General features: G+C 66.6%; 23 protein-coding genes. 10 read left to right on the top strand and 13 right to left on the bottom strand.

Translation table 11 applies throughout. The features are described from left to right. Positions 1-20: 20 nt before the first annotated feature. Together ACX12D_RS00580 and ACX12D_RS00575 are read right to left on the bottom strand one after the other, a co-directional pair. Entirely contained in the window at positions 21-311 is a 291-nt protein-coding gene (locus ACX12D_RS00580) for a hypothetical protein (protein WP_459373891.1), read from the bottom strand. A gap of 50 nt (positions 312-361) precedes the next feature. Then, entirely contained in the window at positions 362-1363 is a 1002-nt protein-coding gene (locus ACX12D_RS00575; RefSeq protein ID WP_459372517.1) for an EamA family transporter, read from the bottom strand. Between the two features lie 121 nt (positions 1364-1484). Between ACX12D_RS00575 and ACX12D_RS00570 the strand changes: the two genes are divergently transcribed. Beyond that, positions 1485-2069: a MarR family winged helix-turn-helix transcriptional regulator gene (locus ACX12D_RS00570; protein ID WP_459372516.1), complete on the top strand. Its 585-nt coding sequence runs from the start codon at positions 1485-1487 to the stop codon at positions 2067-2069. 125 nt (positions 2070-2194) lie between these two features. Further along, positions 2195-3514 (top strand): M20/M25/M40 family metallo-hydrolase, encoded by a 1320-nt coding sequence (locus tag ACX12D_RS00565; RefSeq protein WP_459372515.1) that lies wholly within the window; start codon positions 2195-2197, stop codon positions 3512-3514. A 117-nt stretch (positions 3515-3631) separates the two neighbouring features. On the opposite strand, the gene ACX12D_RS00560 is transcribed toward ACX12D_RS00565, so the two are convergent. Beyond that, on the bottom strand, positions 3632-4888 hold the full coding sequence (locus ACX12D_RS00560) for an MFS transporter (RefSeq protein ID WP_459372513.1): 1257 nt from the start codon (positions 4886-4888) through the stop codon (positions 3632-3634). 109 nt (positions 4889-4997) lie between these two features. Between ACX12D_RS00560 and ACX12D_RS00555 the strand changes: the two genes are divergently transcribed. Continuing rightward, positions 4998-5861 (top strand): AraC family transcriptional regulator, encoded by an 864-nt coding sequence (locus ACX12D_RS00555; RefSeq protein WP_459372512.1) that lies wholly within the window; start codon positions 4998-5000, stop codon positions 5859-5861. A gap of 1048 nt (positions 5862-6909) precedes the next feature. On the opposite strand, the gene ACX12D_RS00550 is transcribed toward ACX12D_RS00555, so the two are convergent. From ACX12D_RS00550 to ACX12D_RS00540, 3 genes are all read right to left on the bottom strand, one after another. Continuing rightward, positions 6910-8175, bottom strand: a complete 1266-nt coding sequence (locus ACX12D_RS00550) for a M20 aminoacylase family protein (protein ID WP_459372511.1) — start codon at positions 8173-8175, stop codon at positions 6910-6912. Positions 8176-8637: 462 nt separating this feature from the next. Then, positions 8638-9480, bottom strand: coding sequence for a fumarylacetoacetate hydrolase family protein (locus tag ACX12D_RS00545; protein ID WP_459372510.1), 843 nt, complete (start codon positions 9478-9480; stop codon positions 8638-8640). Continuing rightward, positions 9477-10205 carry a GntR family transcriptional regulator gene (locus ACX12D_RS00540; RefSeq protein WP_082054960.1) on the bottom strand — a complete coding sequence of 243 codons (729 nt, stop codon included), beginning with the start codon at positions 10203-10205 and terminating at the stop codon, positions 9477-9479. Before ACX12D_RS00540 ends, ACX12D_RS00545 begins: the two co-directional genes overlap by 4 nt. Positions 10206-10386: 181 nt before the next feature. Between ACX12D_RS00540 and ACX12D_RS00535 the strand changes: the two genes are divergently transcribed. The 4 genes from ACX12D_RS00535 (at position 10387) to ACX12D_RS00520 (ending at position 15051) form a co-directional block, all read left to right on the top strand. Further along, positions 10387-11685: an MFS transporter gene (locus ACX12D_RS00535; RefSeq protein WP_183035833.1), complete on the top strand. Its 1299-nt coding sequence runs from the start codon at positions 10387-10389 to the stop codon at positions 11683-11685. A gap of 94 nt (positions 11686-11779) precedes the next feature. Beyond that, positions 11780-12508 carry a maleate cis-trans isomerase family protein gene (locus tag ACX12D_RS00530; RefSeq protein ID WP_459372509.1) on the top strand — a complete coding sequence of 243 codons (729 nt, stop codon included), beginning with the start codon at positions 11780-11782 and terminating at the stop codon, positions 12506-12508. Positions 12509-12521: 13 nt separating this feature from the next. Continuing rightward, a complete protein-coding gene (gene hydA / locus ACX12D_RS00525) occupies positions 12522-13937 on the top strand; it encodes a dihydropyrimidinase (protein ID WP_459372508.1) in 1416 nt (471 codons plus the stop codon). Positions 13938-14313: 376 nt separating this feature from the next. Next, positions 14314-15051 (top strand): aspartate/glutamate racemase family protein, encoded by a 738-nt coding sequence (locus ACX12D_RS00520; RefSeq protein ID WP_459372507.1) that lies wholly within the window; start codon positions 14314-14316, stop codon positions 15049-15051. Positions 15052-15148: 97 nt separating this feature from the next. Here ACX12D_RS00520 and ACX12D_RS00515 read toward each other — a convergent pair whose 3' ends face one another. After that, positions 15149-16126, bottom strand: a complete 978-nt coding sequence (locus tag ACX12D_RS00515) for an NmrA family NAD(P)-binding protein (protein ID WP_459372505.1) — start codon at positions 16124-16126, stop codon at positions 15149-15151. Between the two features lie 126 nt (positions 16127-16252). Here ACX12D_RS00515 and ACX12D_RS00510 point away from each other — a divergent pair, with 126 nt between their 5' ends. After that, the gene (locus ACX12D_RS00510; protein WP_459372504.1) at positions 16253-17146 is read left to right on the top strand and encodes a LysR family transcriptional regulator; all 894 of its coding nucleotides are present in this window, start codon (positions 16253-16255) and stop codon (positions 17144-17146) included. Positions 17147-17164: 18 nt separating this feature from the next. Here ACX12D_RS00510 and ACX12D_RS00505 read toward each other — a convergent pair whose 3' ends face one another. Next, the gene (locus ACX12D_RS00505; RefSeq protein WP_459372503.1) at positions 17165-18076 is read right to left on the bottom strand and encodes a LysR family transcriptional regulator; all 912 of its coding nucleotides are present in this window, start codon (positions 18074-18076) and stop codon (positions 17165-17167) included. A 170-nt stretch (positions 18077-18246) separates the two neighbouring features. Between ACX12D_RS00505 and gstA the strand changes: the two genes are divergently transcribed. After that, positions 18247-18873: a glutathione transferase GstA gene (gene gstA / locus ACX12D_RS00500; RefSeq protein WP_459372502.1), complete on the top strand. Its 627-nt coding sequence runs from the start codon at positions 18247-18249 to the stop codon at positions 18871-18873. 34 nt (positions 18874-18907) lie between these two features. On the opposite strand, the gene ACX12D_RS00495 is transcribed toward gstA, so the two are convergent. Continuing rightward, positions 18908-19699: an oxygen-binding di-iron domain-containing protein gene (locus ACX12D_RS00495; RefSeq protein ID WP_441639136.1), complete on the bottom strand. Its 792-nt coding sequence runs from the start codon at positions 19697-19699 to the stop codon at positions 18908-18910. Positions 19700-19761: 62 nt separating this feature from the next. Beyond that, entirely contained in the window at positions 19762-20715 is a 954-nt protein-coding gene (locus ACX12D_RS00490; protein WP_459372501.1) for a LysR family transcriptional regulator, read from the bottom strand. 207 nt (positions 20716-20922) lie between these two features. Here ACX12D_RS00490 and ACX12D_RS00485 point away from each other — a divergent pair, with 207 nt between their 5' ends. Further along, the gene (locus ACX12D_RS00485; protein ID WP_459372500.1) at positions 20923-22197 is read left to right on the top strand and encodes an MFS transporter; all 1275 of its coding nucleotides are present in this window, start codon (positions 20923-20925) and stop codon (positions 22195-22197) included. A gap of 9 nt (positions 22198-22206) precedes the next feature. Here the strand turns inward: ACX12D_RS00485 and ACX12D_RS00480 are convergent, their stop codons facing one another. From ACX12D_RS00480 to ACX12D_RS00470, 3 genes are all read right to left on the bottom strand, one after another. Beyond that, positions 22207-22845, bottom strand: coding sequence for a glutathione peroxidase (locus ACX12D_RS00480; RefSeq protein ID WP_459372499.1), 639 nt, complete (start codon positions 22843-22845; stop codon positions 22207-22209). A gap of 74 nt (positions 22846-22919) precedes the next feature. Beyond that, a complete protein-coding gene (locus ACX12D_RS00475) occupies positions 22920-24410 on the bottom strand; it encodes an MDR family MFS transporter (RefSeq protein WP_459372498.1) in 1491 nt (496 codons plus the stop codon). Positions 24411-25048: 638 nt separating this feature from the next. Then, positions 25049-25498, bottom strand: a complete 450-nt coding sequence (locus ACX12D_RS00470; protein WP_459372497.1) for a CBS domain-containing protein — start codon at positions 25496-25498, stop codon at positions 25049-25051. Positions 25499-25595: the final 97 nt, after the last annotated feature.

Here is a 25595-nt window from a genome sequence, read left to right as displayed (position 1 = left end):
ACGCAGGCAGGAAACAGGCGCTATTTTATCCGATCGGCGCCGCGGCCCAGCGCACGGTCCGGCACCCACGAGACAAAGAGCTCGTTGGCGCGGTCATAGAGCCGCCATACGGTGCCGCACTCGCGGCACGTGAACGTGAGCATGCTGAACGGCACGCCAGCGGCGCTCTGGCTGACCAGCGGCGCGGTGTGCTTGAGCGCAAGCCGCTCATGCGGCTCGCGCCGGCGGGAATCCGCCGCTAGCGCCAGACAGTGATCGCAAGCGGGCCGGGTGGGGGTGGGGGAAGGTACGGCGGACGTCATGCCCGCCATCATGCCGCAAAAACGGTGCGCCATTCACCCTAGTCGTTCACCCTTGCGTTTCACCCTTGCCGCGGCGCCAACGGCGGATGCGCCTTATCTGATGCTCCGGAGCCTCCGGCAGCGGCCTGTGCCGCCTTCGGCGCGCGCTGCCCAAGCCACACGCTGGCCAGCACCAGCAGTGCGCCGGCCATCTGCGCCGGGCTCAGGATCTGGCCGAGCACCAGGAAGCCCAGCACGGTTGCGCTAACGGGGCTGAGCAAGCCCAGCGCGGACACCGCAGCGGTGGGTAAGCGGCCGATGCCACGGAACCAGAACGCATAGCTCACGCCGGCACCGGCCACGCACAGCCACAGGTAGCCAAGCACGTTGGGCAGCGTCAGCCGCGCCGGCAGCGTCTCGAAGGCCAGCGCGAAGGGCAGCAGGAACAAGGCACCCGCGGTGAGCTGCCACGCGGTGAGCACCAGCGGCGAGACCGGCGCTCGCCAGCGTTTGGCGAGCACCGTGCCCAGCGCCATCGACACCGCGCCGGCCGCCGCGGCCGCCACGCCCACGGCGTCCAGCCGCGCGGCGGGCCCCAGCACCAGCAAGGCCACGCCACCGATGCCGCCCAGCCCGGCCAGCCACGTAGCCAGATGCGGCCGCGCGCCCAGCAGCAGCCACGCCAGCAGCACCACCAGCAACGGCTGGATCGCGCCCACGGTGGCAGCCACGCCGCCTGGCAGCCGGTAGGCGGCGATAAACAGCATGGCCTGGAACAGGCCAATATTGAGCACGCCCAGCACCGCGGCCTTCCACCACCAGCCGCCGCGCGGCAGTTGCCGGCCCCACGCCAGCATCGCCAGGCCGGCCGGCAGCGCGCGGATCACGCCGGACAGCAGCGGCTGTCCCGGCGGCAGCCACTGGCTGGTGACCAGGTAGGTGCTGCCCCAGATCAGGGGCGCCGAAGCGGTCAGCAGGACATCTGCCGTGCGTACCTGAACCTGCGGGGCAGGCGTGGAAGACGGCGAGGATGGGCGCGCTGCGAGCAGCGTTGGCGAGGCGGGCTGGGGGTCGGGCTTCATGTCGTCATGGCTCCATTTTTCTTCATGCCAATATTCTTGATATCAAGATATAAAATCCACTTTACGAACTGAAAGCCTTGATGTCAAGATTCTCGTCATCCAGGATCAACAGCAGCCCACCATGGCCACCCGCGGCAAACCCAAGGCAAGCAGCGCGACGGCGCCCTCCCCGAAAGCCGGCAACGACGAGGCACCCGAAGGCGGGGACGGGGGCGATCGCGTCGACCATATCCTGGCCCAGTGGGCGCGCGAACGCCCGGACCTGGACGCCGCGCCGATGGGCATCATCGGCCGGGTCTGGCGCCTGGCGCGCCACACCGATCGCGCGGTGGAGTCCGCGCTGGCGCCGACCGGCCTGAATACCTGGGAGTTCGACGTGCTGGCCACGCTGCGCCGCTCCGGCCCGCCTTATGCGCTGTCGCCGGGCGCGCTGATCGATTCGCTGATGATCACCTCGGGCACCATGACCAACCGGATCGACCATCTGGAGCGCGCCGGACTGGTGCGCCGCAGCCCCAACCCGGATGACCGGCGCGGGCTGCTGATCGAGCTGACCCAGCCGGGCCGCGTGCGCATCGACCACGCGCTGGAAGTGCACGTGGCCAATGAGCATCGCTTGCTGGAGCGGCTCTCGGCCACCGAGCGCAAGCAGCTGGCAAGCCTGTTGCGGCGCTGGCTGCAGGGCTTCGAAGCGGCCGGCGAATGACGCGGCAGGCAGGCGCATCGCAGCAACGCATGCGCCACGCCTGGCACGAACCCTGCGGTCCGTCCTGCCTTTTATCTGTTTCCCCCCCACTGCCTTTTTCCTCACTGCATCACGGAGCCCCCCACATGCGCTTGAACCTTAGCCCGCGCGCCAGCGCGCTTGCCCACCGCCACCGTGCGTCCTTGAAGACGGCGGCCGCGCTCGCCGCCCTGCTCTGCGCCGCTGCCGCGCAAGCGGCGCCGATGGAGCCCGCCTACCAGCTGTCCCAGCAAGAAAAGCCGGCGCTGATCGCCACCCTCAAGGACCTGGTCTCGATCGAGTCCGGCAGCAAGGACATCGAAGGGCTGGACCGCATCGCCACGCTGATCCGCGACCGCCTGGCCGCGATGGGCGGCGACGCGCAGCTGATCGAGCCCACCGAGGTCTACCGCATGGAAGACACGCCCAAGCAAGTGGGCAAGATGGTGATGGCGCAGTTCAAGGGCACAGGCAAGCGCAACATCATGCTGATCGGCCATATGGATACGGTCTACCTGCGCGGCATGCTGGCGCAGCAGCCGTTCCGCATCGACGGTGAGCGCGCCTACGGCCTGGGCATCGCCGACGACAAGAACGGCGTGGCGGTGATCCTGCATACGGTGGCCATCCTGCAGAAGATGGGCTTCAAGGACTACGGCACGCTGACCGTGCTGATCAACGGCGATGAGGAAATCAGCTCGCCGGGCGCGCGCGCCATGCTGACCAAGATGGGCAGCCAGCAAGACGCGGTGTTCTCCTGCGAAGCCACGCGCGTGACCGGCGACCGCCTGTCGCTAGCCACCAGCGGCATCGGCGCCATCTCGCTGACCGTGCATGGCAAGGCCTCGCACGCCGGCAGCTCGCCCGAGAACGGCCGCAACGCGCTGTATGAACTATCGCACCAGATCCTGCAGATGCGCGACCTGTCCAACCACGAGACCGGACTCAAGGTGAACTGGACGATCTCCTCGGCCGGCACCAACCGCAACGTGATCCCGGCCACCGCCACGGCCCAGGCCGACGTGCGCGTGCTGCGCACCGCCGACTACGACAACCTGGAGCGCACGCTGCAAGAGCGCGTGAAGAAGCAGCTGATTCCCGATACCAAGGTCGAGGTCAAATTCGAACGTCGCCGGCCGCCGCTGGAAGTCACCGACGCTGCGCGCAAGCTGGCCGCGCATGCGCAAGGCGTGTATGCGGAGATCGGCGAGAAGCTGGCCGTGTACGACACAGCCGAAGGCGGCGGCACCGATGCGGCCTTCGCCGCGGCCGCCACCAAGGCGCCCGTGATCGAGCGCTTCGGCCTGCGCGGCTTTGGCGCGCACTCCAACGACGCGGAATACGTCGACCTCAACTCGGTCACGCCGCGCCTGTACCTGCTCACACGCATGATCATGGACGTGTCGCAGGACAAGACCGGGCGCTGATAGGGCAGCCCCGCAGGTACGCCAGGCACCGCGTGGGGTTGCTGCAATGTGCGCGTGAGCACCGCGACGGTGCATGGCATTGAACACCGATATCGTCGCGAGCCGCTGCGCGCAGGCTCAGGGCAGCTTTTTTCGCCCGCCCAGGTCTGGCAGGAAAATGGCCAGCAGCCCCAGCAACGGCAAGAACGCGCATAGCTGGTAGACCGATTGGATGCCGTGCGCATCGGCCAGCTTGCCCAGCACCGCGGCGCCGATGCCGCCCATGCCGAACGCAAAGCCGAAGAACAAGCCCGACACCATGCCCACCTTGCCCGGAATCAGCTCCTGCGCGAACACCAGGATGGCCGAGAACGCCGAGGCCAGGATAAAGCCGATGATGAACGACAGCACGCCGGTCCAGAACAGGTTGGCATGCGGCAGCATCAGCGTGAACGGCGCCACGCCCAGGATCGACGCCCAGATCACACGCTTGCGGCCGATGCGGTCGCCGATCGGGCCACCCAGGATGGTGCCGGCCGCCACCGCGAACAGGAACACGAACAGGTAGAGCTGTGAGCTCTGCTGCGACAAGCCAAAGCGCTCCATCAGGTAGAAGGTGTAATACGTGTTCAGGCTCGCCATGTAGAAATACTTGGAGAACACCAGCGCCATCAGCACCACCATGGCCCGCACCACGGTGCTGCGCGGCAGCGGCGCAGCAGCGGCGACAGCCTTGCGCTTGCGCGTGGTGTGCGCCAGTTCACGGCCATACCAGCCGCCAATCTGCCACAGCACGGCAATCGCCAGCAGCGCCGCCAGCGAGAACCACGCCACGCTGCTCTGCTGATGCACGATCCACGCCGCCAGCAGCGGCCCGGTCGCGCTGCCCGCGTTGCCGCCAACCTGGAAGATCGACTGCGCCAGCCCGTGCTGCCCGCCCGACGCCATGCGCGCCACGCGCGACGACTCCGGGTGGAAGATCGACGATCCGGTGCCCACCAGCGCGGCGGCCACCAGCAGCACGCCATAGGTAGGCGCCACCGACAGCATGAGCAAGCCGCACAACGTGAACCCCATGCCGATCGACAGCGACTGCGGCTTGGGATGCTTGTCGGTGTACAGGCCCACCACCGGCTGCAGCAGCGAAGCGGTGATCTGGTACGTCAGGGTCAGCAGCCCGATCTGGGTAAAGCTGAGGTTGAAGCCGCCCTTGAGCATCGGATAGATGGCCAGGATCAGCGACTGGATCATGTCGTTGAGGAAGTGCGAAAAACTGATCGCCCCCAGCACCCGGAAGCCGGTCCGCTCGGTGGCCTGCGCGGTAGTGGGAGTCTGGGCCAGGCCTTGTGGCGAGGCATTCGCGCCGCCGGGCGCGGTTTCGATACGGCTGCTCATGATGGAAACGGGGGGCTGAAAAGGCGATGAAGGAATCCTGGCGCTCATCCTAAATGGCACGATCCCGCCTGTCCTGCGAGAATAGGGCCAGAACCTTGGAGAAAAGGACATGCCCCGCCTCCCCCGCCCGATCGCACAGCGCAGCGCCGAAAGCACCGCGCCCACAACACGCGCCTCCCCGCCCGCCATCCACCGCGCCGACAGCTACGCCAAATCGCCCGCCTACCTGCAGTACGACCGCAGCGCCATGCCGGTCACGGCCATGGCCGCCGACTATGTGCCCGGCCACGTTACCAAGCCGCACCAGCATCCCAATGCGCAACTGGTGCACGCGGTGCATGGCGTCATGGTGGTCGCCACCGCCGAAGGGCAATGGATCGTGCCCCCGACGCGCGGCATGTGGATGCCTGGGGGCATGGTGCACTGGATCCGCATGGTCGGACACGTGCGCATGCGCACCGCCTATATCCGCCCGGACGCCGCCGCCAACCTGCCCACCCGCTGCACCGTGCTGGGCATCACGCCACTGCTGCGCGAACTGATCCTCGCCGCGATCGATATCCCTTCGCCCTACGCGGAAGAGTCCCGGGACGGGCGGCTGATGCGGTTATTGCTGGATGAAGTCATGCTGGTGCCGACCTTGCCGTTGCACTTGCCCCGTCCTGCCGATGCCGGATTGCGGGAGATCTGCGATGCGATTGTGGGAGCGCCCGATACAGCGCTGACTTTGGCGCAATGGGGGGCGCGGCTGGGGGTGGATCCCAAGACCATTCAGCGGCGCTTTGCTCGGGAGACCGGGATGACGTTTGGGCAGTGGCGGCAGCAGGCTCGGTTGCTGTCGGCGTTGGAGGGGCTGGCCGCCGGGGCTAAGGTGGTGGATGTGGCGTTGGATCTGGGATATGAGAGTCCTAGTGCGTTTTCTACTATGTTTAGGAGGCAGTTTGGGGTGCCGCCGAGTGGGTTTTTTCGGTAAGTTTTTGGGGGCGGGCTGGGGCTTTTTAGGCGTTGGGCGCTTTTGGCTTTTGGGATCGATGATGGTTTTTGGACCCAAGGGCAGAACCGTTGGCTCTTGTTTTGTGGTTGGGCTTTGATTTTTTCGGTGTTGGTTTTTGGACCCAAGGGCCATACGACATCCCCCTGCGGGGGCTGCCGGTCACTTTTCTTTGACCGGCAAAGAAAACTAACGAAAAGAAAGCCGCCCTGCCGGGGGCAGAGCAATAAGGCTGTTTTTGCCTCGGTGGTTGCGTCGTACGGCCCGGAGTGTTGGCTGGCCTATCCTGCCGGCCCGAAGGGCATCGCTATGGCATGACCCAATGGTCACGTGGTGGTGCCCCTCATCGCTTTGCTCGGTGAGCGTTCGGGCATCTGCCGTTCGCGGTGCGTAGCACCACGATCCTGCCTGACTTGGTGGTTTCGTGGTTTTGTCTCTGACGGTGGCCGCCCGGCCATTTGATGCCCTGCCGTACTGGCGCGAGCGGCACCTTGCTATCAACTCCTCTGGTTTCGTGGTGGGCACCGTGGCCCGGTTCGCGGGGCCGTGCTCGCACCTCACCGCGCTCGTCCTCCGAGACAAAACCACGAAACCAGTCACGCCTGAAATGGCGCAGCCCTCCGCGCCGCGAACGGCAGATGTGGGAACGGTCACCGCGCACGAGGTCAGGGGCCGCACGACGTAACCCATGGGTCATGCAGAAACGATGTCCTCTGGGCCGGTAGGATTCGCCAGCCAACACTCCGGGCCGTACGACGCAACCACCGATATTCGAGAGCCTTATTGCTCTGCGCCCGGCAGGGTCGGCTTTCTTCTCGTTAGTCTTCTTTGCCGACGCAAAGAAGAGTGACCGGCAGCCCCCGCAGGGGGATGTCGTATGGCTCTTGGGTCCAAAGGCCAACGCCGCTCAAAAAAACAGCGACCAACCCCACAGGGCGATGTCGTATGGCCCTTGGGTCCAAAAACCAACGCCGATCAAAGAACACAGCCAATACAGCAAAAGCCAACTGGTCTCCCCCCGCCCCCCCTTTCAAACCTCCAAATACCTCTCCACCAACCTAGCCCAATAAGCCGCCCCAACCGTCAAATTCTCATCATTAAAATCATACCCAGCGTTATGCAGCAAAGGCTGCCCCGCCCCGTTCCCCATCCGCACAAAACACCCCGGCCGTTGCTGCAGGAAGTAGGCAAAATCCTCGCTTCCGGCGATCAGCGGGAAATTCGCCACCACCTTGTCGGGCCCCACCAGTTCCTCAGCCACCTGGCGGGCGAACTCGGTCTCGCGCTCACTGTTGATCAGTACCGGATAGCCCCGGATGTAATCAATCTCCACCGTAGCGCCATAGCCCTCCACATGTGAGGTCACCAGCCGCCGGATACGATCCTCCAGCGTGCGCCGCACATCGGGGCTGAACGAGCGCACGCTCAACTCCAGCTTGGCGCTCTCGGGGATCACGTTGGGCGCATGCCCTGCATGCAACGTGCCAATGGTGACCACGGCGGTTTCGTTCGGGTCGATATTGCGCGACACGATGCTCTGCAGCGCCATCACCAGGCTGCCGGCGACCAGGATCGGGTCGATCGACTGGTGCGGGCGGGCCGCGTGGCCGCCCTTGCCGCGGATGGTGATGGCGACCGTATCGCAGGCCGCCATGAAGGGGCCGGCGCGGAACATGAAGGTGCCGGCTTCCACGCCGGGATGGTTGTGCAGCCCGAAGATCGCGTCGCAGGGAAAGCGCTCGAACAGGCCGTCGGCGAGCATGCGCTCCGCGCCGCCGCCGGCGCCGATTTCCTCGGCCGGCTGGAAGATCAGGTTGACGGTGCCGTTGAAGTTGCGTGTGCGGGCCAGCTGGCGCGCCGCGCCGAGCAGCACGGTGGTGTGGCCGTCGTGGCCGCAGGCGTGCATCTTGCCGGCGTGGATGCTGGCGTACGCCAGGCCGGTGCGCTCGTGAATGGGCAGCGCATCCATGTCGGCGCGCACGCCGATGCTGCGCGGACCGTCGCCCTGGCGCAGCGTGCCGACCACGCCAGTGCCGCCAATGCTGCGCGTCACCGCGTAGCCCCAGCCTTCGAGCAGGGTGGCGACCAGTTCGGCGGTGCGCACTTCGTCGAAGGCGAGCTCGGGGTGCTGGTGGATACTGTGGCGGATGGCTTCCAGCTCGGCGCGGCTGTCGACGGTGTCGGCCAGTTCACAGAATCGTGAAGCGGGGGAAGCGCGGGAAGCGGAGGCGGCGGGTCGGGCCGCGTGCGAGTCGGCAAGAAGTGACTCGATCAGTTCGGGGGCGTGTTCTGACATGGCAGTACTCGTTTTCTTCGAGGCCCCTTTACGAGGCGGGGGCGTATAGAAAACAGTATTTCACGCTGGGCACAGAGCGCAAACGGTTTAACCCTTTGTAGCGAAATCAGGGTAACAACTGTTGCGAACGGGGAACGTTCTCGCGTTCGCTGGGATCATGGGGATGATCTGCGGGCGTGGGGGCAGGTGTCGATAGCGGTACAGGCGACACGATTTGCGACGCAGCTAACGACACAAGCAGGGCCAGGCACGACGCTGGCTCCGCGTTGTCATGCTGGACAACACCACGGGCTTCGCTTCCAGTGGCTCCTAGCTAAGCCACCCCTCTCCCCGGCCCTCTCCCCCTGAGGGGAGAGGGAGAGACAGCCGTCGTCACGGCGCGCGGTTTTGGCCTGTTCAGCGGCTTCGTCCACGGCTGCTGGTTTGCTCAGCCGTCGTCATGGCGCGTGGCTTTGCCCGCCGTTACGCGTACGCCACCACCATCTGGCCCTGCTCGCCCAGGCCGTCGATGCCCAGGCGCATGGTGTCGCCCGCCTTGAGAAAGCGCGGCGGCTTGAAGCCCATGCCCACGCCCGGTGGCGTGCCGGTGCAGATCAGGTCGCCGGGGTGCAGCGTCATGAAGCGGCTGACGTAGCTCACCAGCGTGGCCACGTCGAACACCATGGTGGCGGTGCTGCCCTTCTGCACGCGCTGGCCGTTGACATCCAGCCACAGGCCCAGCGCCTGCGGGTCGGGCACTTCGTCGCGCGTGACCAGCCAGGGGCCGACCGGGCAGAAGGTGTCGCAACCCTTGCCCTTGTCCCAGGTGCCGCCGCGCTCGATCTGGAATTCGCGCTCGGAGACGTCGTTCACCACACAGTAGCCGGCCACGTGCGAGAGCGCATCGGCGAGCGGGACGTCGCGCGCCACTTTGCCGATCACCACGCCGAGCTCCACTTCCCAGTCGGTCTTCTCGGAGCCGCGCGGCAGCATCACCGGGTCGTTGGGCCCGTTGAGCGAGCTGTTGGCCTTCAGGAAGACGATGGGCTCGGCCGGCAGCGCCATGCCCGCCTCGGCGGCGTGGTCGGCGTAGTTCAGGCCGATGGCCACGATCTTGCCGATGCCGGTCCAGGGCACGCCGAAGCGCTCGGCCTGCACCACCGGCAGCATGGCCGGGTCCAGCTTGGCCAGGCGCGCCAGCGCTTCGGCCGACAGCGCCTGCGGCCCGAGGCCGTCCAGCACGCCGGACAGGTCGCGCACGCGGCCTTCGGCATCGATCAGACCCGGGCGTTCCGCGCCCGGCTTACCCACACGTACTAGTTTCATCGTTTCCCCTTGGCTTCGGTGGCGATGTGGCCGGCGGGCTCGGAAAGGGTCCGCGCGACCACGGTCAGGACTTCTTTTGCAGTGTTCTCGGAATGCTGGCGCAGCACCTGCGCCAGCCGCGGCCGGCCCGGTTCGCGCAGCGCGGCCATGATGGCCTCGTGCTCCTCGTGCGACTCCTGCCAGCGCAGCATATCCGCATTGGCGGCGCCGCGCGCGCGGTGGACCTTGCTCATCAACATCGCGTAGATGCCGGCCAGCACGGGGTTGGCCGCGCCGTCGATGATCAGCTGGTGGATTTCCTGGTTGGTGCGGAAGTACTCGGTGCGCCGCCCGGCGGCGTGCGCCTCCAGCATGGCCTGGTGCTTGCGCTCCAGGCGCGCCATGGCCACCTCGGACAGGCGCGCCGCCGCGAGTTCGCCGGCGGTGGCCTCCAGCCCGTGCAGCGTCTCGAAGGTGGAACGCAGCTCATCAAGATCGAGCGGCGCCACGCGGTAGCCGATGTACTGCCGATGCAGCACCAGGCCTTCGGACACCAGCACCTTGAGCGCCTCGCGCAGCGGCGTCTTGGAGACATCGAACATCTCGCAAAAGGCGCGCTCGTCGATGCGCGCGCCGGGGGGCAGCTCGCCCTCCTCGATCATGGTGCGCAGCCGCGCGGCGATTTCGGCCGACATGCCGAGGGTGCGCAGGCGGGTGGATTTAGGAAGCGTTTGAGTCACAGACATCACCGAGATGGGGAACATGCACCACAAGAAGGCTAACACATCCCAAAATTGTGCGTTCGCATAACAATAAAATCAATGACTTACGACAGTTGTAATTACAGATTACGTATCCTATACTCCGTTCCAGTTGCGCGACACACAACACAAACCGCCTAACATTCCCCCAAAGGAGACAAGCGTCATGCAAACGACAAGCCGGGCTGCAGCGCTAACGGAGACGAAGAGCTCCGTGCGCTGGAAGATTTTCCTGATGATGTTGTTCCTCATCGCCATCAACTACATCGACCGGGCCTCGCTCTCGGTCGCGATGCCGCTGATCGCCAAGGAGTTCGATCTCAGTCCCACCATGCAGGGGCTGATCCTCAGCTCTTTCTTCTGGACCTACGCGGTCATGCAGATTCCAGGCGGCATGCTGGCGGACAAGTACAAGCCGCGCATCGTGATCGCCACCGCCACCGTCTTCTGGGGCGCGTTCCAGGCCCTGGCGGCCGTGTGCACCAGCGCCGGCGCGCTGTTGCTGACCCGGCTCGGGCTGGGCGCGGCCGAGGCGCCGATCTACCCGGCCGGCGGCAAGCTCAATGCGATCTGGATGACGCAGAACGAACGCGGCCGCGGCGCCACCCTGCTGGACGGCGGCGCGCCGCTTGGCGCGGCGCTCGGCGCCATCATCATCACCTGGCTGATCACCGCGCTGGGTTCCTGGCGCCTGGCGTTCGTGGTGGCTGGCGTGGGCACCGTGCTGGCCGGCATGCTGGCGTGGTACTACGTGCGCAACTCGCCGCGCGAGCACCGCGGCGTCAATGAGCTGGAAGCGAGCTATATCGAGGCCGCGCAAGCCAGCGAGCACCGCGCCGAGCCGGCCAACCTGTCGGGGCGCTCGCTCGACTTCCTCAAGTACCGCTCCGTGTGGTGCATGGCAACCGGCTGGATGTGCTTCAACAGCGTCTTCTACGGCCTGCTGACGTGGATGCCCAACTACCTGAACAAGGTGCACGGCTTCGACATCAAGCAGATGGGCGGCGCCAGCTTCATCATCTTCTTCTCCGGCTTTATCGGTGAACTCATCGGCGGCTGGATCGCCGACAAGTGGAAGGCCGCCGGCGGCGCGCCCAACCTGGTGATGCGCACCCTGTTCGGCATCGCCGCCGTGGTGGCTACCGTGTCGATCTTCTCGGTGGCTTACGTGAAGGATCCGGTAGTGGTGGTTGCCCTGCTCTCTTCCACGCTGTTCTTCCTGCGCTGGTGCGGCCTGTACTGGTGCATCCCGTCGATCCTCGGCACCCGCAACAAGGTGGGCGTGCTGGGCGGCATCATGAACCTGGGCGGCAATATCGGCGGCATCACCGTGCCCATCATCGTCGGCATGATCGTGCAGTTCACCGGCTCGTACTTCCTGGCGCTGATGTTCTTTGCCGCGGCCGGCGTGGGCCTGCTGATCTCCTCGACCGCGATCGACTACGAGAAGAAGCTGCCGGTCTGAGCGCAGCGCGTTCTCCACAGCTAGCCAACCCGTCGCACGCGCCGCGCCGGCACACGCCGGCAGCGGCGCGGCATCTCCTAAAGAGCATTACCCCATGACCAAACGCACCCTTCTCGGCATGCTCACGCCGTCGTCCAATACCGCGCTGGAACCCATCACCAGCGCCATGGTGAGCGGCCTGCCCAATGTCAGCGCGCATTTCTCGCGCTTCACCGTCACCGAAATCTCGCTGCGCGACCAGGCCCTTGGCCAGTTCGACCTCGACAAGATCATCGGCGCGGCCAAGTTGCTGGCCGACGCGCGCGTAGACGTGATCGCATGGAACGGCACCTCTTCCGGCTGGCTCGGCTTCGAGAAAGACCAGGCGCTGTGCCGTCAGATCACCGAGGCAACCGGCATTCCCGCCACCACCTCGGTGCTGGCGTTGAACGAAATCCTGGAAAAGACCGGCGCGGGCGACTTCGGCCTGGTCACGCCCTATCTCGACGATGTGCAGCAACGCATCGTGCAGAACTACAAGCGCAACGGCTTTAGCTGCACGGCCGAGCGCCACCTCGACCTGCACGTGAACTACAGCTTCGCCGAGGTGGAAGAAGACACCATCCGGCGCATGGTGCGCGAAGTGGCGCAGCACAAGCCGTCCGCCATCACCACGTTCTGCACCAACCTGCGCGCGGCGCACCTGGTGGAGGCGCTGGAAGCCGAGACCGGCATCCCCGTCTACGACACCATCTCCACCGTGGTGTGGAAATCACTGCGCCTGGCTGGCGTGGACACGCGCGCGCTGCGCGGCTGGGGCCGCTTGTTTGCCGAAGTGGAATGAAGGAGCAGGGCGCATGAACACCGAACTTGATCTTGTCATCCGCAACGCTGAAGTGGTCACCGCCTCTGACCGCTTCACCTGCGACATCGGCGTGCGCGATGGCCGCATCGCCATGCTGGGCAATGACCTGCCGCGCGCCGCGCGCGAGATGGATGCCACCGGCCTGCTGGCGCTGCCGGGCGGCGTGGATGGCCACGTCCACCTGGACCAGCCCATGCCCGACGGCATGCGCATGGCGGATGATTTCTTCACCGGCACGCGCGCTGCCGTGTGCGGTGGCACCACCACGGTGATCCCGTTCGCGGCGCAGGAAAAGGGCGGCTCGCTCAAGGCAGCGGTGGCGGACTACCATCGCCGCGCCGAAGGCCGCGCGGTGGCGGACTACGGCTTCCACCTGATCGTGGCGGACCCCACCCCGGAAGTCTTGCAGAATGAATTGCCCGAGTTGATTCGCAAGGGCTACACCTCGTTCAAGGTCTACATGACCTACGACGACCTGAAGCTATCCGACCGCGAGATGCTGGACGTGCTCGACGTGGCCAAGCGCAACGATGCGCTGGTGATGGTGCATGCCGAGAACGCGGATTGCATCTCGTGGCTCACTGAAAAACTGGTCGGGGAAGGGCGCATCTCGCCGCGTTTCCACGGCATGGCCCGGCCTGCGCTGGTGGAACGTGAAGCCACGCACCGTGCGATCACCTTTGCCGAGCTGGTCGACGTGCCGATCCTGATCGTGCATGTTTCCGGCAAGGAGGCGATCGAGCAGATTCGCTGGGCACAGGGCAGGGGGCTGCCGATCCTGGCCGAGACCTGCCCGCAGTACCTGTACCTGACGGCCGAGGATATGGGCTTGCCTGACGATGACGGCTATGAAGGCGCCAAGTGCGTCTGCAGCCCGCCGCCGCGCGACCCGGAGAACCAGGCGGCCGTCTGGCGTGCGCTGACCAATGGCGTGTTCAGTGTGTTTTCCTCGGACCATGCGCCGTTCAACTATGACGATCCGCAAGGCAAGAAGCTAGGCGGCACGGCCCAGCCGTTTGACCACATTCCCAATGGCGTGCCCGGCATCGAGACGCGCTTGCCGCTGCTGTTCAACGGCATCGCGCAAGGCCGGCTTTCGTTGCATCAGTTTGTCGAGCTGACTGCGTACCGGCCGGCGCGGCTCTATGGCTTGTATCCGCGCAAGGGAACGATTGCCGTGGGCGCCGATGCGGATATCGCCTTGTGGGATCCTTTGCGGAAGGTGCGAATTGCTAATAGCGATTTGCATCATGCGGTGGATTACACGCCGTATGAGGGGATTGAAGTGACCGGGTGGCCGGTGCATTGCTTCTCGCGGGGTGAGTTGCTGGTGGAGGATGGCAAGTATCTGGAGCCGGCGCCGGGGCGGGGTAAGTTCTTGCCGGCGGGGGCGCCTTCGCTGGTTTGAGGTTTGGTGGTTTTGGTTTCGACTTTCACTGCTTAGCTTCAAAGTCATCTTCAAAGTCAACTTCAAAAGCCTAAAGTCAAAGGCAGTTTCACCTCCCCTCCGGGGAGGCGACCTACTTTCTTGTCTTGCCAAGAAAGTAGGCAAAGAAGGCGCGCCGGATGGGGCGACACCCCCTCGTCGTCAGCCAAAAAGAGCGGCCGGGGGCCAAACTCACATCGCCTTAGGGCGATGCTCAGACATGGCCCCCTCTTTTCCGCTCTTTTTGCCTGACGACGAGGCGCCCCATACGGCCAGGTAAACCTTTACGGCTCGCTTCGCATCGCCTGGTGGGCGGCCCCTGGGGGCCTGTTGGCTGGGCATTTTTTCGGACGTGATCATGCGTATTCTTGTTGTTAATCCCAATATTTCCGAGAGCGTTACCGAGCTGATCCGCGCGGAGGCTTTGCGCACGGCTTCGCCCGGGACGGCCTTGACGATGGCGACGGCGCAGTTCGGCGTGGCATATATCGAGACGCGGTTCGAGGCGCTGGTGGGCGGCTATGCGACCGCTTGCGTGGCGGCGGAGCATCAGGGGCAGTTCGATGGCCTGGTGGTGGCTGCGTTTGGCGATCCCGGGCTGGCGGGATTGAAGGAATTGTTCAATGTGCCGGTGGTGGGGATGACAGAGGCCGCGCTGGCCAGCGCCTGCCTGCTTGGGCAGCGTTTTTCCATCATTGCGATTTCGCATCGGATCGAGGCCTGGTACCGCGAGTGCGTGGCGGCGAATGGGCTGACCTCGCGGCTGGCCAGCGTGCGTTCGCTGCAGCAGCCGCTGCGCGATATCGGCAGCGTGCAGGAGGATCATGCGGCGCGGCTGGAAGAGCTGAGCCTGAAGGCGGTGCGCGAGGATGGCGCGGATGTGATCATCGTGGCCGGCGCGCCGCTGGCCGGGCTGGCGCGTACGCTCAAGGACCGGATTCCGGTGCCGGTGGTGGATGGCGTGTCCAGCGCGATCCGGCATTGCGAGAGCTTGATCGCGCTAGCGCCCACTGGCGCGGCGGAAGGCAGCTTCGCGCGCCCGCCGCACAAGCCGAATCGCGGGTTGCCGCCGACGCTGGCGGCGATGCTGGACTAAGCTGCGCCGCCGGGGCGCAACGCTGTGGCGGCATCTTTCCGGCAGCGTAGTGACGCGCGCCGACATCCGACATCATTGGCCAGGCCTGGCGCCGCACTCAGGCTGCCACCCGCAAACCCAGTTCGCCCAGGCTTGCGCGCAGCGCCTGCTTGAGCGGCGTGCGCGGCAGCTCGCCCACCAGGGCTTCCAGCGCCGTGCCATCGAGCGCGTGCGGCACCTTCCACAAGTAAGCCATCTCGGCCAGCTCGCGCCACATGGGCACCACCGCGCCGCCTGCGCGGATCAGCCACCATGGCATGCCGCCCACGCGCGGTGCGTGCGCCATGCCGCTGGCTTCGGCCAGCGCGCTCACCAGTGCATCGCCCGTTAGCGTATGCCCCGCGAAATGCAGCACGGCATGGCCGCGCAGATCCGCATGGCGCCGTGCCACCGCAACGAAGGCCTGCGCCAGGTCGGGCAGGTAGGCCCAGGCATGCGCGCGGTCGCGCGGGCCTGGATAGACCACCTTGCCTTGATCGAGCGACTTGGCGATCGCCAGGTCCATCCATGCGCCGCGCCCCGGGCCGCCGAAGAAATCGCCCGCGCGCAGGATCACGCTGCGCAGCGCGGGCGCACGCTCGCGCAGGCCGGCCTCGATGGCGCGGCGGATCTCGCCCTTGCGCGTGCTGGGCTGCTCGGCGGTTTCGGGGCGCAGCAGCGGCGGCATCGACTCGCCGAAGTTGTAGACGTTGCCGGGATAGAGCAGCAAGGCGTCCAGCGCCTGTGCCACCTCCATGCCACTGCGCGCCAGCGCTTCGGCGTGCTGCTCCCACTCGGTATAGACCGGGTTGAGCGCGTTCACCACCACGCTGGCGCCACGCGCGGCGGCGAGCAGTTGCGCGGTGTCTGCCACATCGATAGCCAGGCTGCGCACGTTGTGCGCCGCCGTGCCCGCCAGCGGACGGCGTGCCTGCGCCAGCACCGTCCAGCCGGCCGCGGCAAAGGCATCGACCAGGGTGCGGCCAAGCCGGCCGTTGGCGCCGAGTATCAATACGGTGTCGCGCATCATGTTCTCCTGCATCGCGTTCTCCAGCATGACCTTCTCCTTGCAGCATCGCCTGAAGACCATTGTGGGCAATCCTTGGCTGCGCCACAATTGCATGAATACGCAACACGCGAATTCATTTTTGAATAGCGCGCCAGGCAAGGAGCGATAGAAGAAATGGCCGAAGCATTCGACTGGGCGCTGATGCGCTCCTTCCTGGCCGTGATGGAGGCCGGCAGCCTGCTGGGCGCGGCGCGCCAGCTGTCCAGCAGCCAGCCCACGCTGGGGCGCCACGTGGCGCAGCTGGAGGCGCAGCTCGGCGTGCCGCTGTTCGAGCGCGCCGGCCATGGCCTGCAGCCGACAGAGGCCGCGCGCGCCATCGCCGGGCACGCGCGGGTGATGCAGCAGGGCGCGGACGCGGTCGCGCGCACGCTGACGCGCGACCAGGCGGGCATTGCCGGGACGGTGCGCATCTCCGCGAGCCGCGCGGTGGCCAGCTACCTGCTGCCGCCGCTGCTGGCGGACCTGCGCCTGCGCGAGCCGCAACTTGCCATCGAAGTGGTGTCGTCCAACGCGGTCAGCAACCTGCTGCGGCGCGAGGCCGATATCGCCATCCGCATGGTGCGGCCGGTGCAGGCATCGCTGATCGCGCGCAAGGTGGCGTCGGTGGCGCTATGCGCCTGCGCCCACGAGGACTACCTGCGGCGCAAGGGCGTGCCGCGCACGGCGCAGGACCTGCCGCGCTTTGACCTGATCGGCTATGACCACGACGATACGATCCTGCGCGGCTTTCGGGCCATGGGCGTGGAGGTCACGCGCGAAGCGTTTGCGGTGCGCAGCGATGACGACATCGTGCTGTGGCAGTCGATCCGCGCCGGCCTGGGCGTGGGCTTTGCGGCGCGCTATATCGCCGCCGGCGATGCGCGCGTGCGCACGGTGCTGCCCGAGCTGTCCATTCCACCACTGCCGGTCTGGCTCACCGTACACCGGGAAATCCGCGGCAGCGCGCGCATCCGCGCGGTCTACGACTTTCTGGCCAGCGCCATTCCCGCCGCCCTGGCCGCGCCGTGAGCGCGCGTTCTCGCCGCCCTACGCATCCAGCCTGACATGCTCCGCCAGGTGGCTGACCACGGTGGCGATGCGCCGCAGATGCCGGGACTCGGGATGCGTCAGCAGCCACAGGTCGGTGTCGCACTCGTCCAGCGTGCCGGTGAGCGCCACCAGCTTGCCGCTGCGCCGCCCGATCATCAGCGAAACAATGCCGGCGCCAAGCCCGGCCTCGACGCCCTCCAGCACGCCCGCGATGCTGTTGACGCGGTATTGCGGCACCACGCGCGGCAGGTGCTTGCGGCGCCAGCGCACGGATGGGTGATCGGGCATGGCCTCGTCCGGGGCGATCCAGGGCAGCGTGGCCAGCGCGGCAAGGTCGACGGCGCCGCCGTGCCCAGAGATGGCGATGCCGGCCGTCTCCAGCAGCTCCCGCGCCGCGAACACCGCCACGCGCAAGGGGCCGAGGCACTTGCCGATCAGGTGATCGGGCGGATGGCGCGTGGCCCGCACGGCGATGTCTGCGTCGCGCCGGGTCAGGCTGACCAGCTCATTGGTGGCGATCAGCTCGAAGCTCAGCCCGGGATGCCGGCGCCCGAGCGGCGCCAGCGCCGGCAGCACCATGCCATGCAGCACGGTATCGGTGGTGGTGATGCGCACCAGGCCCGACACCGTGCCCGCCGACACCGAGGCATGCGCGCGCGCCGCCTCCAGCTCGGCCTCGATGCGTTCGGCATGTTGCGCGAACTGCTGGGCGAGCTCGGTTGGCAGGTAGCCCGCGCGGCTGCGCTCGAACAAGCGCCGCCCCAGCCCTTTCTCGATGCGCTGCAGCGCGCGGAACACGGTGGAGGCATCAAGCCCGAGCCGGCGCCCGGCTTCGGCCAACGTGGCGCCACGCACCAATGCCAGCACCACGTCGAGATCGGGGGAGGAGAGTTGGTAGGGAATATTCATTGCAGATTTGCAGGCATGACTTGCGCCGACGCGCATTGCGATTGCGCTTTCGCAATCCTAGACTGCCTGCACTGCCACCACAAGGCGTGGCGGCAAACCCCGAGTTCTCGAACCCGAACTCGAACCCGAGCCCGACCCCGAACCGAACCCAAAACAGCGAGGACCACCCGATGAAGCTCTACTACTCCCCTGGCGCTTGCTCCCTGGCCGTGCATATCGCACTGCGCGAAGCCGGCCTGCCGTTTTCGCTCGCCAAGGTCGACCTGGCCAGGCACAAGCTGACCGAGCCGGAAAACGGCAGCGACGACTTCTACGCGGTGAGCCCGCGCGGCTACGTGCCGATGCTGCAACTGGACGATGGCTCGCGCCACACCGAAGCCGCATCGCTGCTGCAATACGTGGCTGACCTCGCCCCGGGCAAGGCGCTGCTGCCGGCGGCCGGCACCCAGGCGCGCCTGGAAGCGGTGGGCTGGCTGACGCTGGTCTCCACCGAGCTGCACAAGGTCTTCAGCCCGTGGCTGTGGCACAAGGAAACCGCGCAGAGCACGCGCGAGGCTTGCATGGCCAAGGTGGCCCTGCGCTTCGCCGAGCTGGACCGGCACCTGGCCACGCGCGACTACCTGTGCGGCACGCAGTTCAGCGTGGCCGACGCCTACTGCTTCGCCGTCGCCAACTGGGCCAATCTCCTGAGCATGCCGCTCAACCCTTACCCCGCGCTGCAGGCTTACCTGTCGCGCGTGGCCGCGCGGCCGAAGGTGCACGAGGCGCTGGTGGCCGAAGGGCTGGCACGCGATTGAGCTTGGAGATTGAGCGTGCAACCGGTGCCGGGCCTCAGGCAGCCGCCGCGATGAAAGGCGGCAGCCTGTAGTCGTCCTGGCTGAGCAGGTCCAGCCCGCACTCCAGCGTGGAGACCCAGTCGATGAACTGCGCCACCATGGCCTTGCCGCGAAACGACGGGCCGTGCTGCGGCACGATCCACTCGATATCCAGCCCGCGCGCCATGTTGGCCCACAGCCGGCAGGCGCGGTTGCCGCTCATGTAGCGCTGGTGGAAGGGCAGCATGGCGTGGGTGTGCGCGGCAAAATCGCTCACCACCGCGCCGGCTTCCCGCGCGCTGGTCATGGCCGCGCCCAGGTCGCCGGAGAACAGGATCTTGCTGATGGGATCGTAGAACTGGAAGTTGCCCTCCGAGTGCAGGAAATGCGCCGGCACCGCCAGCAACGTGCAATTGCCCAGCGCGATTGGCATGCCGGCGTCGGGGATGGTGACGATGCGCCCTTCCGTCTTGCCCGCCTGGCAGAAATGCGGCAAAAACCGCGCCCAGACGCGCGAGATCAGGATGCGGCTATCGGAGGCGGTCAGCCAGCGCCCGACCGAGGCCACGATGTCCGGATCAGCGTGCGACGCCAGCACGTAGTCGAGCTGCTTGGGCGGAAAGTAGCGGCTGATGGCCAGGTACAGCTCGCCGTAGGTCATGTGCCCGCCAGGATCGATCAGCGCGCCGTGGCCGGCGTCGACGATCAGGAACTGGTTGGTCTGCACCACCTCGCCGTGCTCCTCCTCGACCAGGTCCGAAAACAGCAGGCAGGTGTGCCCGCCGGCATCGTATAGCGTGATGGCCATCGTCTGTCTCTCCCCAAAGCGGCGAAAGTAGCGATGGCGGCGCCCCGGCGGCTTGACGCCGGTCAAGAAGGGATCGAATCGTGCGCCGATGCCATGGGCGCGGCCACGCCGGACGCGACCGCCCTTGCGGCAATGCCTTCGCGCAGCGCGTTGAACAACAGTTCCAGCGGCGCGCCCAGCCTGCGCGGCAGCGGCGCGTGCAGCAGCCACGCGGTGAGCCCGGCGCGAAAATCCCGCACCGGCACGACCTGCACCGCATCACGGTGCGCGCTGCCCGCCAGCACCTCGGGCGTGACCACGCCGATGCCGATGCCGCGCGCCACCAGCGACAGCTGCAACTCGGCCCCGAACGCTTCCACGGCCACGTTGAAGGGCAGGCGCGCGGCGTCCAGCGCGTGGCGCAGCGCCGAGCGCATGCCGCAGCCATCCTGGTTGAGCACCCAAGGGTGCGCCGCCAGGTCCCGCAGGCTCACGCCCTCGGGCGGGAGCGCCAGCCCGCGCGCGGCCACCACCAATGTGGTGTAGCGGCCCAGTTCGCGCGCGGTAAGGGCGGCCGGCGGCGCCACGCCATCGGGCAGCAGCACGGCAGCCACATCGACCTTGCCGCTTTCCACCTGCTCCAGCAGGCCCGGCGACCAGCCTGCGGTCACGCGCACAGTCAGCTTGGGGAACTGCTCGCGCAGCCGGTCGATAGGACGGTCCAGCGCCATCTCGGACAGGAACGGCGGCACGCCGAGCCGCAACTCCCCCACCACCTGCGCGCCACGCGCCGCGCGCGACATCAGGTCGTCGGTGGCGTGCAGCACGCGCTTGCCCAGCGCGTAGACTTCCTGCCCGGCGGCCGTTGGCCGCAGCGGCTTGGCCTGGCGATCCAGCAAGGCCAAGCCGATCAGCGCTTCCAGGCTCTGCACGCGGCGGGTCAGGCCGGGCTGGGTCAAGTGCAGGCGGGTGGCGGCGCGCACCATGGAGCCAGCTTCCACTACGGCGATAAAGGCTTCGATGTCGCGGGTATTCATGGCGGGTTCTTTGGTGCTGGGTGCTTGGGTGCTTGGGTGCTTGGGTGCTTGGGTGCTTGGGTTCTTTATCAGGCCGGCTGGGCGGGCGGCAGTGGGCAATGCAAACAAACTCGCATAAAGATTATCCCAATCTTTCAATTGCCGCATAGGCAGCGCGATCCTAGCATTGGCGACTCAACCTTGCCGGCCGGCGCCACAGGAGCCCACATGTCTTGCCCAGCTTCCACCTTGAACACAGCGCCGCCGGGCCTCGCGCCCGGCGTGCCCGAGCTGACCGGTACGCTGACGCTGTTCTTCGCCGCCGCTGTCGGCGTGATGGTGATCAACCTGTTCGCCGCCCAGCCCCTGACCGGCCCCATCAGCGCCGCGCTTGGCCTGCCGCCCGCCTGGCGCGGGCTGGTGGCGATGCTGCCGCAGCTTGGCTATGCCACGGGCTTGCTGTTGCTGGTGCCGCTGGCCGACCTGCTGGAGAACCGCCGGCTGGTGGCCGGCACGCTGCTGATGTGCGTGGCCATGCTCGCGCTGGCGGCGATGGCGTGGTCGGGCGCGGTGTTCTTCCTGGCGGTATTTGCCGCCGGCGTGGGCTCCTGCGCCATCCAGATGCTGGTGCCGCTGGCCGCGCTGATGGCACCGCAAGCGCGGCGCGGGCGCGCGGTGGGCAATGTGATGAGCGGGCTGATGCTGGGCATCTTGCTGTCGCGCCCGCTGGCCAGCCTGCTGGCCGGCTCGGGCGGATGGCGCGCCTGCTACGCCGTGCTGGCGGGGCTGGACGCTTTGCTGGCAGCCGTGTTGCTGCGCTGGCTGCCAAGCCGCAGGCCGGCCAGCGGCCATCGCTATGCCAGCCTGATCGCCTCGATGTGGCAGCTGCTGCGCAGCCAGCCGGTGCTGCGCCGGCACGCCTTGACCGCGGCGCTGTCGATGGCGGCCTTCAGCGCGTTCTGGACCGCGGTGGGCTTGCGGCTGGCGCAGCCACCGTTTGCGCTGGGCAGCCACGGCGTGGCGCTGTTCGCGCTGGCCGGCGCGGCAGGCGCGGTGGCGGCGCCGGTGGCCGGGCGTCTCGGCGATCTAGGGCATGGCAGGGCCGGCACCGTGGTGTCGCAGCTCTGCGTGCTGGCGTCGTTGCTGCTGGCGGGCGCCGCCGCCGGTGACTGGTTCGGCTTCGCGCCCGAGGCGCACCGGACGCTGGCAATTGGCCTGCTGGTCATGGCGGCCATGGTGCTGGACGCCGGCGTCACCGCCGACCAGACCTTTGGCCGGCGCGAGATCAACCTGCTGGACGCGGCCGCGCGCGGTCGCCTCAACGGCTTGTTCGTGGGGATCTTCTTCCTGGGTGGCGCGACGGGCGCACTGGCAGGCGGCGCCGCCTGGGCAGTTGGCGGCTGGCAGGGGGTGTGCCTGGCCGGGATCGGCTTTGCCGCGCTCAACCTGGTAGCGCACGGCTTCATGCTGCGAAGCCGTGCTGTGCCAATGGCGGCTGAATAGCTTGGTGACTTAGCGCGCGCCGTCCAGCAGTTGCTCGATCTTGCTCACGAACTGCTTGTCGTCGGGCTTGGTCATGCTGTTATAGCTGCCCACCACCTGGCCGTTGCGGTCGATCACGTACTTGTAGAAATTCCACTTGGGCGTGGTGCCGGACTGCTTGGCCAGCAGCGCGTACATGGGATTGGCATCGCTGCCGCGCACGTGCGACTTGCCCAGCATCGGGAATTTCACGCCATAGGTGTTGTAGCAAAAGTCGGCGATCTCCTTGGAAGACCCCGGCTCTTGCGAAAAGTCGTTCGACGGGAAGCCCAGCACCACCAGCCCCCGTTCGCGGTACTTGGCGTACAGCGCCTCCAGCCCTTCGTATTGCGGGGTAAAGCCGCAATAGCTGGCGGTATTGACCACCACTACGACCTTGCCGGCGTACTGGCAGAGGTTTTGCGGCGCTTCGTCCTGCAGGCGGGGGAACTTGAAGTTGAGCGAGGCCGGGCAGGCGCCGGCCGGCTTGGCGGCGGTGGCTGCCGGGGTATCGGCGGCTTGCGCAAGACGCGGCGCGGCGACAACAGCGGCGGCAGCGGCCAGGACCAACGCGCCGGACAAGGCGATGCGTTGCAGGGCGCGTGAGCGCTGTTCGGAAAGGCTGCGCATGTAGGAAACTCCGGAGATGGTCTGTCCGTAGTTTACGCCGTTGGGCGTGAAATGGATGCGCAAGCCTCCCCCGCCTACTCCATGGCCAGCGTGGCCGCGTGCTCGGTCACGCTGCTGCGCAACTCCACGTCCGGCATGCGGCGCACGATCACCAGCGCCAGCAGCGCGGCCACGGTGCCCACGGCAAAAATCAGCCGGAAGCCCGACTCCACGCCGCCTGTCAGCACGTCCCGCACCGCGGGAGAGAGATGGGCCAGCGCCTCGCTGCCGTGGCGCAGCGCGCCCAGGTCCAGCGCCTGCGTCACGCCGGAAGCGTGCAGGGCATGGCGGAATTCGAGCGTCAGCAAGGTGCCGGCCAGCGCACCGCCAAAGGCGCTGCCAAGCGAGCGCAGCACCAGCAGCGCGCCGGTGCCGGCGCCGGTATCGCGGCGCTCCAGCACGTTTTGCACCGTCATCAAGGTGCCGACCATGGTCATGCCCAGCCCCACGCCGGCCACCATCATGGCCAGCAGCACCAGCGCCAGCGGCGTGGACGGCGAAACCACCACGAGCGCCAGCAAGCCCAGCGCCGCGGCAATGAAGCCGCCGGTCAGGATGCCGCGCATCCGCCCCAGGCGCGGCGCCAGCCCGGCCACGATGAAATTGCCCGCCACCGTGGAGAGCAGGAACGGCACCACCAGCAAGCCGGACTCCGACGCATCGGCGCCGCGCACCAGCTGGAAATGCAGCGGCAGCGCGAAGATGCACAAGAAGATATTCAGCGCGGCCATCGCGGATGCCGCCACGCCCAGCACATAGGCGCGGTTGCAAAACAGCCTCGGCGGCAGCATCGGGTCGCCCGCGCGGCGCTCCTGCCAGACCAGCGCGGCCACCGCCACCAAGGTCAGCAGCGCCAGGCCAGCGATTTCCGGCGAGATCCAGTCATAGACATCGCCCCCCCAGCTCATCGCCAGCAGGAAGGCCACGATGGACACCGTCAGCAGCAGCGCGCCGCCCCAGTCCACCCGCGCCGAGCCGCCACGCACCTGCAACTGGCTCAAGCCCCGATAGCACATGAACATGGCCAGCAGCCCCAGCGGCACATTGATCCAGAACAGCCAGCGCCACGACAGATGATCTGAAGTCCAGCCCCCCACCAGCGGGCCGGCAATGGAAGCCACCGCCCACACGGTCGCCAGGTAACCCTGGTAACGCCCACGCTGGCGCGGCGCCACCACATCCGCAATCGCCGCCTGCGCCAGCGACATCAAGCCGCCACCGCCAATGCCTTGCAGCGCCCGGAACAGGATCAGCTGCTCCAGCGTAGCCGCCATCGCGCACGCCACCGAGGCCAGGATGAACAGCGCGATCGCCAGCATCAGCAGCCGGCGCCGGCCATAGGTATCCGACAACTTGCCGTACAAGGGCGTGGAAACGGTGGAAGTGATCAGGTAGGCCGTCACGATCCAAGACAAATGGCCAAACCCGTTCAGGTCATTGGCAATCGCCGGCACCGCAGGAATCACCACGGTCTGGTCCAGCGCGGCCAGCAAGATGCAAAGGATGATCCCGCCGATCACTCGCATGATGGCCTGGTGGCTCAGGGCAGGGGTAGCAACAGCGGACGAAGCAGATGAAGCAGGAGCGGAGGAAGACATCGGGGGCAGCAGGGCGCGTAGTCATGAGCAACCAACGTTGCGCCCAACCACCAACAAACCACCTCGTTTGTCAGCCTACATCGGGGAACATGGCCACAAAATTGAAATCAACCGATTGGACGCGTACCCAGCGCTGCGCGAATCGAGAACTGCCACGAGCTGGCAGATGCCGCCTGCACGGCCCGGGAAGGCCTAATTCAGTGAATGCATAATTATATGCGGATACCAAATATGGAGTGCGGCACTAAGTTGGTTTCCGATGCGGCGCAGACGTGCCTTTTCCCGGAACGTGCGTACTTCTGCTCAGTACGAGCGGCTATCTGCCAGCAAGCCGGCACGAAGCAAAAATACGGAAATCTTGTGGTTTTTTTGCCGCCAGCAACGACGGCAGCGAAGCGAGCCGTGAAGAGGGGCCAGGGCCGTATGGGGCGCCGTCCTTGCCCTGCCTTTTTGGCAAGACAAGAAAGCAGGCCGGCGCCCCGCAGAGGTCGTGAAACTGACTTTGACTTAAAGCTTGCGACCTTAATCGACCTTAAGCTAACCAGCGGAATCCCCGGGCAACGAGATCAGAGCTTGGGATGGGGCGTCCCGCTGATGTAGTGCTCCAGTTGATCGATGATAAATTTCTGCTCGGAAATAATATCCTTGACCAGGTCCCCGATCGACAACATCCCCACCAAGGCATCGCCGTCCATCACCGGCAAGTGCCTCAACCGATGCTGCGTCATCAACGCCATGCACTCATCGGTACTCTGATCCCCGCGCACATAAATCACCGCCGACGTCATGATGTCGCGAACAAAGGTCTCCCGGGAAGTGCGCTGCATCAGGATCACCTTCCGCGCATAATCCCGCTCGCTCAAGATACCAACGATATCGCCGCGGTCGATCACCAATAACGCGCCAATGCCTTTTTCCGCCATCAGTTGCAGCGCAGCATAAACCGTGGCGCCAGGGGGAATGCTGTAGATAGCCTGAGTCGGTTTGGACTCAAGAACCTGTCGTGCAGTTTTCATCACCCACTCCTTGTTCGATCCCAACGGATTGCAACACGACCCGCGCAAAGGCGGGAGCGCCTGGCAGGGCACCTGCGCACCGTGCCGCTGCCTATCG

The sequence above is a fragment of the Cupriavidus sp. PET2-C1 genome (assembly GCF_054515855.1).
This window is presented reverse-complemented; position numbering and strand designations above follow the sequence as displayed.